The 13,422-nt window shown below is 60.7% G+C and carries 15 protein-coding genes; all 15 read right to left on the minus strand.

The features are described 5' to 3' along the window. Positions 1 to 56: 56 nt before the first annotated feature. The 15 genes from QOL68_RS18640 to QOL68_RS18710 all read right to left on the minus strand — a co-directional run bounded on the left by QOL68_RS18640 (position 57) and on the right by QOL68_RS18710 (position 13,222). On the minus strand, positions 57 to 380 hold the full coding sequence (locus QOL68_RS18640) for a hypothetical protein (protein WP_282950444.1): 324 nt from the start codon (positions 378 to 380) through the stop codon (positions 57 to 59). Positions 381 to 779: 399 nt separating this feature from the next. Further along, positions 780 to 1,565 (minus strand): LPD7 domain-containing protein, encoded by a 786-nt coding sequence (locus tag QOL68_RS18645; protein WP_282950445.1) that lies wholly within the window; start codon positions 1,563 to 1,565, stop codon positions 780 to 782. Beyond that, positions 1,555 to 3,393, minus strand: coding sequence for a type IV secretory system conjugative DNA transfer family protein (locus tag QOL68_RS18650; RefSeq protein ID WP_282950446.1), 1,839 nt, complete (start codon positions 3,391 to 3,393; stop codon positions 1,555 to 1,557). The genes QOL68_RS18645 and QOL68_RS18650 overlap by 11 nt, the downstream gene beginning before the upstream one ends. After that, entirely contained in the window at positions 3,365 to 4,375 is a 1,011-nt protein-coding gene (gene virB11, locus QOL68_RS18655) for a P-type DNA transfer ATPase VirB11 (protein WP_282950447.1), read from the minus strand. The genes QOL68_RS18650 and virB11 overlap by 29 nt, the downstream gene beginning before the upstream one ends. Continuing rightward, positions 4,375 to 5,565 carry a type IV secretion system protein VirB10 gene (virB10, locus tag QOL68_RS18660; RefSeq protein WP_283404339.1) on the minus strand — a complete coding sequence of 397 codons (1,191 nt, stop codon included), beginning with the start codon at positions 5,563 to 5,565 and terminating at the stop codon, positions 4,375 to 4,377. Before virB10 ends, virB11 begins: the two co-directional genes overlap by 1 nt. Continuing rightward, positions 5,565 to 6,431 (minus strand): P-type conjugative transfer protein VirB9, encoded by an 867-nt coding sequence (gene virB9, locus QOL68_RS18665; protein WP_282950449.1) that lies wholly within the window; start codon positions 6,429 to 6,431, stop codon positions 5,565 to 5,567. Before virB9 ends, virB10 begins: the two co-directional genes overlap by 1 nt. Beyond that, positions 6,428 to 7,114, minus strand: a complete 687-nt coding sequence (locus QOL68_RS18670) for a VirB8 family type IV secretion system protein (protein WP_282950450.1) — start codon at positions 7,112 to 7,114, stop codon at positions 6,428 to 6,430. The genes virB9 and QOL68_RS18670 overlap by 4 nt, the downstream gene beginning before the upstream one ends. Before the next feature lie 5 nt (positions 7,115 to 7,119). Then, complete coding sequence (locus QOL68_RS18675) at positions 7,120 to 7,440, minus strand: hypothetical protein (RefSeq protein ID WP_282950451.1); 321 nt, start codon at positions 7,438 to 7,440, stop codon at positions 7,120 to 7,122. A 12-nt stretch (positions 7,441 to 7,452) separates the two neighbouring features. Continuing rightward, positions 7,453 to 8,448 carry a TrbL/VirB6 family protein gene (locus QOL68_RS18680; RefSeq protein ID WP_282950452.1) on the minus strand — a complete coding sequence of 332 codons (996 nt, stop codon included), beginning with the start codon at positions 8,446 to 8,448 and terminating at the stop codon, positions 7,453 to 7,455. A gap of 27 nt (positions 8,449 to 8,475) precedes the next feature. Next, entirely contained in the window at positions 8,476 to 8,733 is a 258-nt protein-coding gene (locus tag QOL68_RS18685) for a hypothetical protein (RefSeq protein ID WP_282950453.1), read from the minus strand. Beyond that, positions 8,730 to 9,437, minus strand: a complete 708-nt coding sequence (locus QOL68_RS18690) for a type IV secretion system protein (RefSeq protein WP_282950454.1) — start codon at positions 9,435 to 9,437, stop codon at positions 8,730 to 8,732. The genes QOL68_RS18685 and QOL68_RS18690 overlap by 4 nt, the downstream gene beginning before the upstream one ends. 18 nt (positions 9,438 to 9,455) lie before the next feature. Continuing rightward, positions 9,456 to 11,846, minus strand: coding sequence for a VirB4 family type IV secretion/conjugal transfer ATPase (locus tag QOL68_RS18695; RefSeq protein WP_282950455.1), 2,391 nt, complete (start codon positions 11,844 to 11,846; stop codon positions 9,456 to 9,458). A gap of 19 nt (positions 11,847 to 11,865) precedes the next feature. Continuing rightward, positions 11,866 to 12,210 (minus strand): VirB3 family type IV secretion system protein, encoded by a 345-nt coding sequence (locus QOL68_RS18700; RefSeq protein WP_282950456.1) that lies wholly within the window; start codon positions 12,208 to 12,210, stop codon positions 11,866 to 11,868. A gap of 5 nt (positions 12,211 to 12,215) precedes the next feature. After that, positions 12,216 to 12,581 carry a TrbC/VirB2 family protein gene (locus QOL68_RS18705; protein ID WP_282950457.1) on the minus strand — a complete coding sequence of 122 codons (366 nt, stop codon included), beginning with the start codon at positions 12,579 to 12,581 and terminating at the stop codon, positions 12,216 to 12,218. Further along, positions 12,569 to 13,222 (minus strand): lytic transglycosylase domain-containing protein, encoded by a 654-nt coding sequence (locus QOL68_RS18710; protein ID WP_282950458.1) that lies wholly within the window; start codon positions 13,220 to 13,222, stop codon positions 12,569 to 12,571. The genes QOL68_RS18705 and QOL68_RS18710 overlap by 13 nt, the downstream gene beginning before the upstream one ends. Between the last annotated feature and the right edge of the window lie 200 nt (positions 13,223 to 13,422).

Consider the following 13,422-nt stretch of genomic DNA (forward strand, 5'->3'; position numbering starts at 1 on the left):
GACAGTTGGGCTATCTCACAAAGGATCGCTGGTGTCCGCGCGGTGGTATGGGTCCTTCATCGAAGGACGAAATCCTCGCCCAGCTGCGTCGCCTCCATGATCGTCTCGGCTTTGTAAATGAGCACATAATCAACGAACATCCCGACGTTCCCAGCTGCAGCGTCCTCCAGCGGCATTTTGGCAAGTTGACTGAGGCATATCGGCTTGCCGGGATTCCATACGGTCGCACAGAACTGCAACGTATGGGTCACGAGCGATGGATGGCCAAAAGAGCCGGCGAAACCCCTCGTGAAACGATCGCCCGCCGATGGCCCGAACTGGCTAGCCGATTCAGCGACGACGATTTGCTCGAATGTCTCCGTCGGCTTCAAAAGGAACATGGGTATGTGACCGCGCAAATCATTCGCGACGATGAGCTTTCGCCCACACCCCAACTCTTCACTACGCGTTTCGGCTCACTCCTGAATGCGTACGCAAGCGCAGGCTTAGAAAACCGTCGGTCAAAAATTTGGAGCAGGGCCGCAACAGCGCAACATGCAGTACGAAGGGCTCATCGCGCGGATGCAAAGGCCAACGATCAAGCTAACACTGCCGGATGATTATCGCGCTCCTGTTCACTGCGTCCGTCGTCCCCGCTGGGCAATCTTTCAGCTACACGCCAACCGCCGTGTGGAACGGCGATGGACCCGTCTGGTGCTCGGACTGCCGCGTGTCCGACTTTCGTGAATTACCATGCGAGAGACTGACGGGACATGCTGCTCCCGGCCGGGCGTTCCGCGTCAGCGTGTCCGCCCCTCGCGCATCAATGCCTGATCCTGCGTGACTTCTCGGACGCGGTGCGTTTGTTGGTTACTCACCTGAATTGCCGCGATCTTGTCGCCATTGGCAATGCGGCGAGCTACCTCGTTACGCTTGGCCTCGACGTCCTTTGATGCCTTGGCCGAATCGTCGGGGTATTTCGAGCGCGTGATCGAGATGGTTTGGGCGACAAGGCTTTGGGCGCGGCGCAGTTCGGGATCGCGAGAATTTTGCTCGTGGGTCTGGCTCAGGAAGCGTTCCGACAGGGCTTTGAGCGTGATTGTCTCTTCGGTCGGACGGGCCGATTTGCCCGTTGAGCTTTTAGCTTCGCGACGCTTATCGCGTTCGGCGAGCCGCGTTTGCAGCCGGACAGCTTCGGCCTGGACGACGTTCGACGGCGTGTAATTCTCGACCGTCAGCCCTTGTGCGGCAGCGGCAAGATATGCAGCTTTCTTGAACGTGTCGCCGCCGTTGATCCTGATCGACGTCCAGCCATTGGCCTTGGCGATCCGCACTATGTCGGGAAGGGCGTCGATGTTGGTGGTCTTGAGCCGGTCGGGTTCGAGCCGTGCAATCGGCTTTTTGTCGTCCGAGGTGCGATAGAGTGCGTTGCCGATGCGCAGGAATTTGCCGGTAAGATCATCGGTAAGGGTCGGCGTCTCCGCTTTGCGCTTCGGCTTCGCTGTCTCCGGCTCGGGTTTGGCCGGATTCGGCGTTGCCGTGCGGGTGCGTCCCGAAGGGGCGTTGCCATCTATTTTATCCGCCATTGTTGTCGCCTTCCTCAATAAGCCCCGACACATTGCCGTTGTGATCGAGCGTCAGCATGTCGGCGAAAAAGCTCGGGCAATCTTCCGTGAGGATATCATCCTGTGAGATTAGCCGGGTGTCGTGTCCGGCAGCCTCTTCGTCGGTCAAGTTGCGGAAAAGCGCGGGCGGCACGGTGCTCGGTGTTCGCACTGGCGCGACGGGCACTTCCGGGGTCGGAAATGCGCGACTTTTGAAGAAGCGGCTGCTGAAATAGGCAATCTTCGAGCCGACGATCGGCGGAATGCCGCCGCGCAGGAGGATCAGCTTGTCGGTTGGAAACTGCATGAGTTCCTGCGGCAACAACAGGGCGCGTCGCTGCTCGGAGATAGATTTCGACCGGTTGGCGAGCCAGCCATTGATCGTGAGCGATTTGGTGACGCTGTCTTTCCCGACATAGCCAAGCCTCTCGGACAATTCGTTGGCGACGCGCAACTCCTTGGGCGTGAACGCCACTTCGACACCGCAATTGGCGACGATTTCATCGGCGACATGCTCTCCGTAAACGCCGCGCAGTTGCGAGCGTGACTGGATGACGGGCATAAGCCTGATGCCGTAGCCCGCGACATAGGAAAAGGCGCTAGCGATGACCGATGCCCGGCCGAGCCGTGCAAATTCATCGAGAATGACCAGTAACGGCACGGCTGAGTGTTCGTCGGGCAATTCGCGCACGTTGAGGTCGATGAGCTGCTGGAACAGGAGATTGTAGAGCGGCGCGATCCTGTCGAGTTCATCAGGCGACACGCCGAGATAGATCGACAAGGGGCGCTTGCGGAGCTGGCGAAGATCAAAGTCGCTTGCCGCTGTCGCGGCATCGACTAGCGGGTTGAGCCAAAGGCCGAGGACGTTGGTGATCGTCTTCTTGATGTCGGCAAAGCTGTTGTCCGAGCCGCCGGCGAAATCAGCGAGCGCTGTCCGACAGCCTACCGAGAGGTTCAGTCCGGGATTGGCGAGTTCCTTTTTGAAAAAGACGCGCGGATCGCTTGTCGTCAGATGGCGATAGATCGCACCCATCGTCAGCGGTTCGTTGCTGGTTTCCGCGAGCCAGGCACCAACGCCTGCAAATCCGGTGCGGGCACCATTGGCCCAAAAGGCTTCGCCCTGTTCGGGCGCAACGAACAGCATCGTTGCGATCTTCTGCAATTCGATGATGACATCATCCGGGTCGTGGCGGTCGATATAGGCCAGCGGATTGTAACGGGCGGTGCGGCCTTCGCGGTCGGTCGGATTGAACAGATAAACGGCCTGCCCGTAATGGGCGCGAAAGCCCGCGCTCGCGTCGTAATTCTCGCGTTTCACATCGAGGACGACAACCGAGCCAGCCCAGGTCAGCAGGTTCGGAATGACGATGCCGACGCCTTTGCCCGAGCGGGTCGGGGCTTCGACAATGACATGCTCGCTGCCACCAAAGGTCAGGAACCGTCCGCGCTTGCGGCCAAGGACGATTCCAGAGCCTGCGCGAAATCCGTGGCGCTTGATCTCGCTTTCGCGGGCGAAGCGTGCGGCTCCATGCAGCGGTGCGCCGCGCGCCCAAAGCGCATAGATCAGGCCGCCCAGGAGCAGGCCGCCGCCGAGCAGCCCGCCTGCCATCGCGCGGACAACGCGCGGGTCGCCGCGATAATACCAGACGAACTGTGGCATTTTGAGGGGATCATAGGCGGCGACGGGCAGGCCGAGGACCAGCCAGCCGATCATGGTGGCGATGGCGAGCGCGATCAGCACACCGAGCGGAATGCCGACCAGCAATCTAGCCGTCCCGCCGTTAGGCGGCATACCTGCCTTCCGGGTCATAATAGATCTCCGTCACCCGAAATTCGCCATCGGTCTTTTTGGTTTGCACCACGACATCGACCAGAATCTTGAGCAGCGCGCGAATATCGCCGCGGGCCAGATCGGAACCGCCTTCGCTTTCCTTCACCAAAAGCGTCAATTGCTCGAACGCTAGTTCGGCGGAATCGGCATGGATGGTCGTGATCGAGCCGGGATGGCCGGAATTGACGTTGCGCAAATAGAAAAAGGCAGTCCCGTCGCGCAGTTCCTGGAGCAGGATACGATCGGGCCGCATCCTGAGCGCGCTTTCGAGCAGATGTTTGGCAGTGACATTGGCAGTGCCCTGGCCGTCCTTGGCATAGAGCATATGGACGACGTTCTTTTGACCGACGATCAGTTCGCGCGTGTCCTCGATCGTCAGCAACCGCTCGTCGAGCGGGATCAACTGGATCAGGCCCTTCGACAGCGTAGTCTTGCCTGATCCCGTTGCCCCCGAAATGAGAATATTGAGCCTGGCCTTCACCGCGCGGTCGAAGAATTCGACATGACGGCCTGATTGCAGAAGTGCGAGCAACTCCAATTCCTGCGGAGTTACTTTCTTTTCCGAGATTCGCGTGTCCCTGAAAAGGCCAGCCGCCTCGAAATCGGCGAGTGTCATTGTCACGGTCGATGGCTTGCGCACAGTGATCGAGACCGTTTCGTCCGGCACGACGGGTGGCACGACGATTTGCACGCGCTCGCCAGTCGGGAAGATCGTCGAGACGATGGGGTTTTCGCGGGTGACATCCTGCGAGGTAAAGGCGGCGGCGGCAGTCGCGAGCGCCATGAGTGTCTTGAAATCGAGTGAGGGTTCGCTTTCCCAAGTCCAGCGCCCGCGTCGTTCAATCCCGACCTCGCCGGGCAAATTGATGACCAGTTCGGTGACGCTCGCGTCATCGAGATATCTGCGTAAGGGTGCCGTCACGCTGTCGAGGACAGCGGTGTTTTTGCCCGGTGCGGCCATTATTTCAGCGCGAGGCCGTAAACGGTCGAGAAGTCGAAATCCTGCGCCACCGTGATCCCGACATCCTCGCCCTGATTCTTGCGCAGCACCGGCTTGATCTCGGCATTTTGCTGCAAGACAGTCGATGCCGCATCGGAGGGGACGCGCGTGGTGTTCGAGCCGTTATTGCCAACGGCTTCCGACCCGACGGTCGCCGCATCTTCGACAAGGCTGAACAGCAGGGCTGTGCCAAAACGCTGCCAGAAGAAATTATTGACCCGGCCATCCACGCCGCCGCGCCCGAGCGCATCAGTTGCGGGCGATCCGACATCGATCGCAATCCCGCGCGGCGTGACGGCACGCGTCCACAGGACGAACAGCCGGTATTGCCCGCGGTTGAGGCCACCCTGATATTCGCCAAAGATCTTCGTGCCTTTTTCCATCAGCACGACCCTGCCATTGTCCGAATAGATATTGCGCGGAAGAATACAGCTCACATAGCCCGGCTGGCTTGAATCCATTGCGGTCTGCAACACACACGGAATGAAGCGTCCCGCCGTAATCAGGAAATTGCGGTCGGGAAGCGCGCGAGCCTGCGCCTGTCCGATGACCGAGCCATGCCGAAGCCTGTCAAGATTGGTGGGCTCGGGGGATGCCGCGTGACCGGGATTAGCCGCAGTCCCATGGTCGCCGTAACGAACGCTTCCACCCGCACTCTCGCGTTCCCCGCCATAGGCGATCAGCGATGACCGACGCGTGGCTTCGCGGAGGGCTTCGGCCGGGGATTGCTGGCGCGGCTGTTGCAGTGCTGCTGGCGAACCTTGTTGCGGGCCGATGGCGGGCACGGCCGGTTCTCCAAGGGGAATGGGGGCGTCGGGGTCGGTTGCTGCCCCAGCCAGGGTCGGTGCGATAACCGTTGCCGGGTCATATTGCGCGGGCTCGAGCGCGGGTTTGGGCTTGACGGGTGGCAGAGCCGTATTGCCTGTCAGTCCGGTTCCCAGCGCCAGGACCGTGAACATGACGGCGCCTGCGGCGGCGGCCAGGCCGATCATCTTTCTTGGGTCCATCGTGGTGCCGGAGATAGACGGCATTTTGCTGCCGCGTTCGGAGGCGGGGGTGCGATCAATCTCGTCGGGATCGGGTGTTTGATCGACGGCGGGGCGATTGGCGCCTCGGTCTGAGGCGCGTTCCGGGTCAACTGTGTCGGCCATCATTGCGTCTCCCCATCGGGACCAGATGTGCGCTCGACGATGCTGGACGCGGTGCCGGTCTTGGGATCGCGCCCGTAGAAATCCGGAGCCTCGTTGAAGACGCACAGCACCTCTTTGCCGCGCCGCAAACGGAGCTGGGCAAACACGCCGTGGATCACGACAAATTCGTCGCGGACATCGAACGGGACGATGCTCTCGCCGCCATCGGGATTGACGGCGAAGAACGCAGGCAGCTCGCGCTGGTTCGGAAAGCGCAGCGCAGTGAACTGGCCATTGTCGGTAATTTCGGACGGTTGAATCGCGGATGATCCCTGCACACTATATTGGAGGTTACGCTTGCCTTCGAGGACCGCGAGGTCGAGGGCCGAGCGGATCGCGCCCGATTGAAGGGCCGTGGCTCGCGCGTACGCGGCTTGCGCCGCCGCCGCTTGTGCTGCGGCGGCTTCCTCGCGCGGATAGCGAAACACGACCTTGAAGAATGTGTCGGCGGACCGCGCGCCGATGCTCCCGCGCCGCGCCGACAGTTCGAATGTGTAGCTGCGGCTTCCGGCGTCGGAACGCGTGATCACGATCAGATTGGTCGCTCCGGCCAGTTCGCGTGGTTTGATAAACAGCGAATTTTCAGCTGGCGCCACCTCCCACGACACGCTGTCGCCGAGCGCGACATGCTCGACCCGTTCGCCCGCTGAAAAGACGATCTGTGTTGCCGAGCGGAACGCGCCGACAATGCGGTAAACTTCGGCGTCGCTATAGATCGCTTCGCGGATTCTGCTGTCCTGCGCGGTAGGATGCGGCGTCTCGCTGGCACCTGCGGCGCTGGCGGAGAACATCAGGGCGATGGCAATGATGCCGTGTTCTGTTTTCATTGCGTCACCTCCAGATCGGCGCGGTAGCTTTGGACTTCCAGCCCCAGCGGGTTTTTGAACCGTTGCTGTTCGGTGGTTGGGGTGTCGGTGGTGTCGTAAGTCATGGTCGCGATCGCCGGGGTGTCGATCGTCGACGCGCCGCGCTGGAGTGTCTTGGTGAAGCGGATTTGCGCGACGTTCTTTGACACGAAGGTCACCGACTTTATGGCGATAAACACCGTATCCAAATCGGTGAAAACGCTTTGTGGCGATTGGGGATTGCCCTTGGCGTAGAACGCCGTCCAGCGCGCCTGTTCGTCACGCGACGACATCGCCAGCACGCCTTCGAAAAACTCCCGGCGGGCCTGAGGAATCCATCCCTCGCGATTGCGGACATAATCGGCGAGAAAATATTTGGCGACCGCCTCATTATAGGTGATCTGCCGGTCGCCGGTCAGTGGCGCAGCGATCTCGCTCGCGCCGGTGGCCTTGTCGACGGTGATAACATAGGGCGCGACGGTCTTGAGCGGCGTGAGCATGGCCACGGCCGCAACCGCTGTGACTGCAAGACTGCCGGCCATGCCCGCGATGATCCACGCCAGCCGTTTCGAGCGGTTAGCGGCTATTAGCCGGTCATGGTCCCAGCTCGCGGCCTCTGAAAAATAGGCCTTGAGATCCTGCCTGTCTGTAACGCCGGCAGCCATGATGCTCAGCAACTCCGATAGGAGGTTGTTGGCGTTGCGCTGGTGATGGGCGGGACCTGCGGGCCGGGTTTGGCGTCGGGCTGTGCGGGCTCGGGAAATACGTCAACGCCTTTGCTTCCCTCTTCCTGGTCTGGCGTCTGGTAGGCTGGGGTTGATGTTCCTGCGAGGGGATCGACCGTTGGCAGGATGGTACCATTGGGGTTGGCCGGGCGGCGCTGCTTACCGCTACATTTGGCAAGTTTTGGCGATTTCGAGGCAGCGCTGATGGCCTCGACTGGTGCAATGAGTGCCAGCGCAACCAATATACTCATCATATGCTTACGCATGATCCAATCCCTTTATGCTGCGCCGCGACTGATTGATCCAGATGTCCGCATCCGCGCTATGCCGCGCGCGAAGCCCCGCTCGATGGCTCGGCTGGTGGCCTGAGCGCCGGTTGCGCCGCGCCCAACGACGAACCCGCCTGCCGCTGCGATTGCGGACGCAAACTGGTTGGCAAGAGCAGGGCCGCCGCCGCCGAGCGAAGCGGCGAGCGATGGAATCTGGAGGAAAAAGAAGAAGCCGAGCGCGTAAAAAGCCAGCGCCTTGATCGCGGCCATGCCGATGTCGTCATTTTCCGAGATGGTGGCGATGATCGTCTCGCCGGTTTGGGTCAGAAACAGTGTCAGCACGAGCGCGAAAACGATCAGCATCAGATAGTTGATGCACGCCCCAAGCCACGCAAAAAAGTAGCCGCGCGTGGACTCGAACAGGAGGGCGGCCACAAAAAGCGGACCGACGACCGAGAGAAGCCCGAGCGCAAACAGGCCGAACGCACTGATGACGAAGCCGATGGCCGCGCACAGCAGCGTGGCGATGATGACAATGACCACCAGAAAGCCCGCAAAGACGGCATAGCCGACATCGGGGAGCGCACCCTGAGTATCCTGATAATTGGCGGCGATCTTGCGCATTGTGTTGGCAGTTTCAAAGCCGGTGCCCGCCAGCTTGTCATAAAAACCGCCAAGACCACCAACGTCCGCACCGCCCAACGCGTTTGCGAACTGGCCGGGCAAGCCACCCAGCGCAAACATGCCAATCTGGGTGCCGTAGAGCGATGTCACGGCAAAATAGAGAACAGCGAGCTGGCAACCGCGATAGGTATATTCGCGGAACGGATATTGCACCGCCCCACGCATGATCGCGTAGCCCAGCAGAGAAATGTAGATCACGATCCCGATGCGCAGGGCAGGGCTAACAACACCGATCACGGCCACATATTTGCCCACGATGGCCGCCAGCGCATTGTCCAGCGCTTCGAACATTGTGGTGAATACATGATCGGTGAAATCCATATATCTTTCCGGGTCCCGGTTGACGCTTTATCGAGCGATCTGGAGTTGCGACTTGGCGAACGCCGCCGCGCGGCAATTACCCGTGACCACCGCGGGTTGCGATCCAGCCGGCGTATCGCTGGCCGACCATTTGCGGCAGATGGCTTGCATCGCGTCGATCTCCCCGCTGTGGGCAACATAATATTGCCAAGTCCGCGCTGGCATATCGGCTGGGGGCGGGGCGGGGGGCGGGTCGCACCCGGCTACCAGCAGCGCGATCGAGACGGGCGTGAGACGCAAACTCATTGTCCTTTGTAATAGCGGCTCGCCGCGTCGAGCTTTTGGGCGAGTGCCGCCTTTCCCGCCGCCGCGCGTTCGCGCTCCTGCGCCTGTTGCTGCATGGCTATGGCCTGAAGGCGCAGCTGGTCGTTCTGCATCGCCGCGGATTCAAGTTGCAGCCGTGCGGTCAGATCGCCGACTTCCTTGGCCGTGGCGGCCGTCGCCAGCCGGGCGCGCAGCTGGTCAAGCCCTTGCGCCCTTGAGGTGACGGCGGCACCCATATTATCGGCAAGCCCCGCGGTGATGCCGATGTTGCGCGCGTTGAGATCGAAGCCAGCGCGCGACTCTTCGGACCCCGACACCCCGCGCTTTTCAAGGAGGCCGCGATAAACCGCATCGGCTTTGGCGCGTGCCGCACCTACAACATCGAGATCGCCGCTGCCGAATCCATGCAGCACGGCCGGACTTGTATCGAGTTCACGTAGCGCGTCGCTTTTGAGCTGTGATGCCAGCTGCGGAATATCGGTCAGCTTATTCAGATCCTGATAGAGTTTCTGCGCTTCGGAAATCTGCTGTTTGCCCTGCGCCGCAATCTGGATTGCCTGCCGCACCGCGTTGACTTGCTGCACCAGACTGGCGCTGTCATGAACCGGCATGCCCTGTGCAATGGCAGGGAGGGGAGCCGCTATCAGCAGTCCCGCACCGAGTAGCTTGGTCATCGTTTTCATCATATTGCCTTTCCTTGCAGTTCAGCTTGGACGTCTCCGTTGATGGAAGAGGGGTAGCCAGAGCACCGGGTCGTTCCCCACCTCGGCGATGATTTCGTCGGCAACAGTGTTGGTTTCGGCGCGGCCCGACAGCACCGCCAGCGCGTCGTCCAGACCGCTCAGATCGAGTTCGACCACCACGCTGTCATGGCCCTGCTTCACCAGAAACTTGTGGCTTTCCGGGGCTAGGTCGTCGCGCACCAGTTTGAACTCGGCTTCGGACAGTGCGAAGCCTTCGACATAATCACGCCGCGCGCCGAACGGATTCGGGAGCATGATCTTGGTGGCGACCTGTTCCAGAATCGAATGGCTGATATCGCTCTTGAGCGCATCGGCAGGCGATTGCGTGGCGAAGACCAACAGGGCGTTTCGTTTGCGGTAGGTTTTGAGGCCGTCCTGAGCGAAGCGCCGGAAGGCTTCATCGCCGAGCGCCTTCCAGAATTCGTCGATGCAGATAATCATCCGCTCGCCGTTGAGGAGTTGGTCGATCCGGTGGAACAGATACAACATGACCGGCGTGCGGATGTCGGCGTTGTCGAGGAAATCGGTCATGTCGAACCCGATGAATCGGGCGCCGAGCGTCATCCTGTCGGCAGGATTATCGAACACCCAGCCAAGCGACCCTTCCGACGTCCATTTTTCAAGACGCGCGCCGACGCCGCTGATGTCCTTCATGCCGAGCATCGAGCGGAGCGCACTGAGTGAGCGGTCGGCGCTGGGAAGTTTCATCACGGCATTGATGCCGTCTTCAATCCGCCGTTCTTCCTGAACCGAGACGGGCAGGCCATCAGCACGAACGAGCTGGCGGATGAAAATAGACAGAAAACTCTTGTCCCCGGGTGTATCGCAAAGGGCTTTCAGCGGTGAGAAACCGGTGGCGACGCCGTTGCGCAAAGCCAGATATGTCCCGCCGCTGGCCTGGACGAAGATCTGCGCGCCGCGATCCTTGTCGATAAAGATCTGACGTGCGCCGGTCTTTTCAGCCTGTGCCATCAGGAAGTTGAGCAGCACCGTCTTGCCGCCGCCCGATGGGCCGATAATCAGCGTGTGTCCCAGATCGCCCTTGTGGAAATTGAAGAAATACGGGCTGCGCGCATTGGTCTTGAGCAGCGCCACCGCATCGCCCCAATGGTTGCCGCTGGCGAGGCCGGCGGGGAAGGTATGGAAGGGTGAGAAGGCCGCGAAATTGAGCGAAGTGATCGGCGCGGGACGGGCGCGCCATGCGAAATTTCCGACGAGCTGCGACCAGTAAGCCGCTTCGAGCGCAGCCCCTTCGCGCGCCGCGACCATTCCCGTATCGGCAAGCGCGGCCCGGGCGATCGCCATTTGGTCGCGGAGCGCCTTCATCGAACTGGCATAGACCGCGAGGGTGAAGTGATGGTCGCCCAGCACAAAGCGGTTTGACATCAGGTCATCGCCGGCATCGATCAGCGCCTCGGCCTGGCTGACGGCGCGGTCGCCGGCATTTTCCATCTGGGTCATGCGCAGCCGGAATTTCTCAGTGGCCGCAGCCCTCCCAAGGAAGGTGAAGGATTGTGTGAGCACGAAGCCAAAATCCACCGACAGCAAAGCCTCTAATTGGCGCGAGGTTGTCTGTGCTGGATATTCGCGGATACCAAAGATACCGCCAAAGGCCGACGTGTCGGCGCCGCGAATTTCTATGGTTTCGGCGCCGAAGATCGTGCGGGCACGATATAACGCACCGCCCAGATGACCGCGCACAACGGGGACGCGGGCAGGGCGTCCGGTCATCACCATATCGGCGACTTCCATCGTTTCGGAAAACATCAAACCGCGATGCTCATAGATCGCGCAGCGGCGCGGTTCGCAGCGCGCCATGAGCTTTTCAAAATCACGGGCCTTGTCGTCGAGAAGCTCGATCAGGGACTCGTCTATCTCCAGCCCCAGCGCCGCGCTGCGCCTGGCATTGCCCGAGACCTTGCGCTTGAGAAGCTGGATGAGTTTGTCGCCGCCGGTGGCGGCTGGACGGATCACAAGCGTCGCAAAGAAGCGGTTGATGAACATCCGTTCCCGGTTGATCCGCCCAAAATAGGCACGGTTGAGATCGGCAGCGAAGCCCGATTTGAACGCCCCACCGGGATATTGATCGACCCGCATCCTGATCAGATGGGTCCAGATCGACAGCCTTTCATCATGCAGGTTGCGGAGCATGCCGTTCAGCTTGGTGTGCCAATCGTTCAGGTCGCGCACGTCGGCCGTCTCGAACGCACGGCCTTGCAGCTCGAAGGTCAGCATGATGTCACCGGAATCGAGTGCCACCATCTCTTCATTCACATGACGCGAATAGGGCAGGAACTTTTCGGGCGTCGCCTCGCGCCGCGCGACTTCGAGCGGCACGGCGTTGGGTCGCATGGCATCGGGTGCAAGCCGCCTAGGCATAGCGGCCAAAACCCTTGCGGTGCATGCCCGTCAGCTTGAGCGGCGAGTAGCTGCTTCCGCCCCAGAACGCCCGGTTGCGGTTGCCCGCTTTGGTCCGGCCCCAGAGGAACAGAAGCCGGAACGCATTGACGTCGTGGCGCACAACCAGCCGCGAAATCGAATAGCCGAATATGGCCACCAATGCGGCGTAAACCGGACTGTTGGTTCCGATCAGGACCGACGCGCTGCAAATGAGCAGCAGCACCGCCGCCTCAATCGGGATTCCAGCCCAGAGTGCAGGGCGGGTCACGGCGAGGAACAGCGGGTCCTTGGTCAGGATTTCGGTGTCGACGTTCACGCGCGTCAGCCCGCAATGATGCCGACAATGGAATCAGCCGAAAAGACAATGGCGATGCCGATGATAACGGTCACGAGGATCGTCGTGGAGGCCCGACCCGTGAACCAGAGGAGTCCGGTGACGATCACCGCGATAACCGCAAGCGTCCGCAGCAGCGTCGACGACAGAAGGCCGCGAACTTTGGTGGCGAAGCTCTCCAGATTCTGTGCGGAGGCGGGATCAGGGTTGAGCGCGGAAACCCCTAACACCAGCGCGAGTGCGACGCTCCAAAGCAGCACGTTCTGCCGCGACTGCGGTATACCCTCGAACCAAAGCGCCAGTCGGGACCGAACACCTGCGGTTCTTCGCACACAGTATTTTAATCCCGCCATACGCTCCTGCTTTCTATCGTTTCAGATGGGTTGGACCTTTGCCGGTCATGAGCGGCGCGCTCGAATAGGTTCCACGCAGGTGGCGCGCTGCTGCGCGCGATAGGCAGCAACGTAGAACTAAAATTCTCCGAGATGAGTTGGACGCGCGGGTCGAGAGGCATCGTCGCGGCCGTCGGCGCTTCCATCGCTACTAGGTCGACAAAGCCCGCATTTCTGACAACCTTTGCGACATAACCGTTGCGGAATCCCCGCGACGAGCTTCCGGTATTGTAAAGCGAGAGTGCAATGCGAAGCGCGGTTTGTGGGTCGTGTCGGACAATTGCCCTATTATAATTTTGGGTGAGTACTCTGCCGAGGCCCTCGATATTTTTGCAGGGGTCAAACACTGACTCCCACGTCAGGCCCAGCCAGCGCATGTTGCGTGAGTTGATTTGGCCGAGACCGAGATCGACCGAATAGCCCGCAGCGATGTAGCGCTGTGCAGTCGCAGCGGCGCTGGCGGCGTCGGGCTGCGGCGGAGGTTGTTTCCCGCCATTGACGTTTAGCGCGAAGGGCCGTCCGTGGCTTTCGGTTTGCACGATTGCAGCGACGGTCTGCGGCGCGACATTGGGCGCACATTGCGATGCTAAGGCGGCAATCATGGCCCCTGACATGGTCACCGCTGAATACCTACAAATGAGGTGCGGGACGGTGCGTAGATTTCGGTTTTGTGATCGGTCGACCGCGCGACAATGAAGGTTGATGCCGGATGTCCGAAATCTGAAACCCAAATATGATGGTAGGGTCAGGACTCATTGATCAGAGCCAGAAGATGACTGTAGCGGCGAGGGCTACGGCGGAG

The sequence above is a fragment of the Sphingopyxis sp. Geo25 genome, assembly GCF_949769135.1.
In the GTDB taxonomy this organism is placed as follows: domain Bacteria; phylum Pseudomonadota; class Alphaproteobacteria; order Sphingomonadales; family Sphingomonadaceae; genus Sphingopyxis.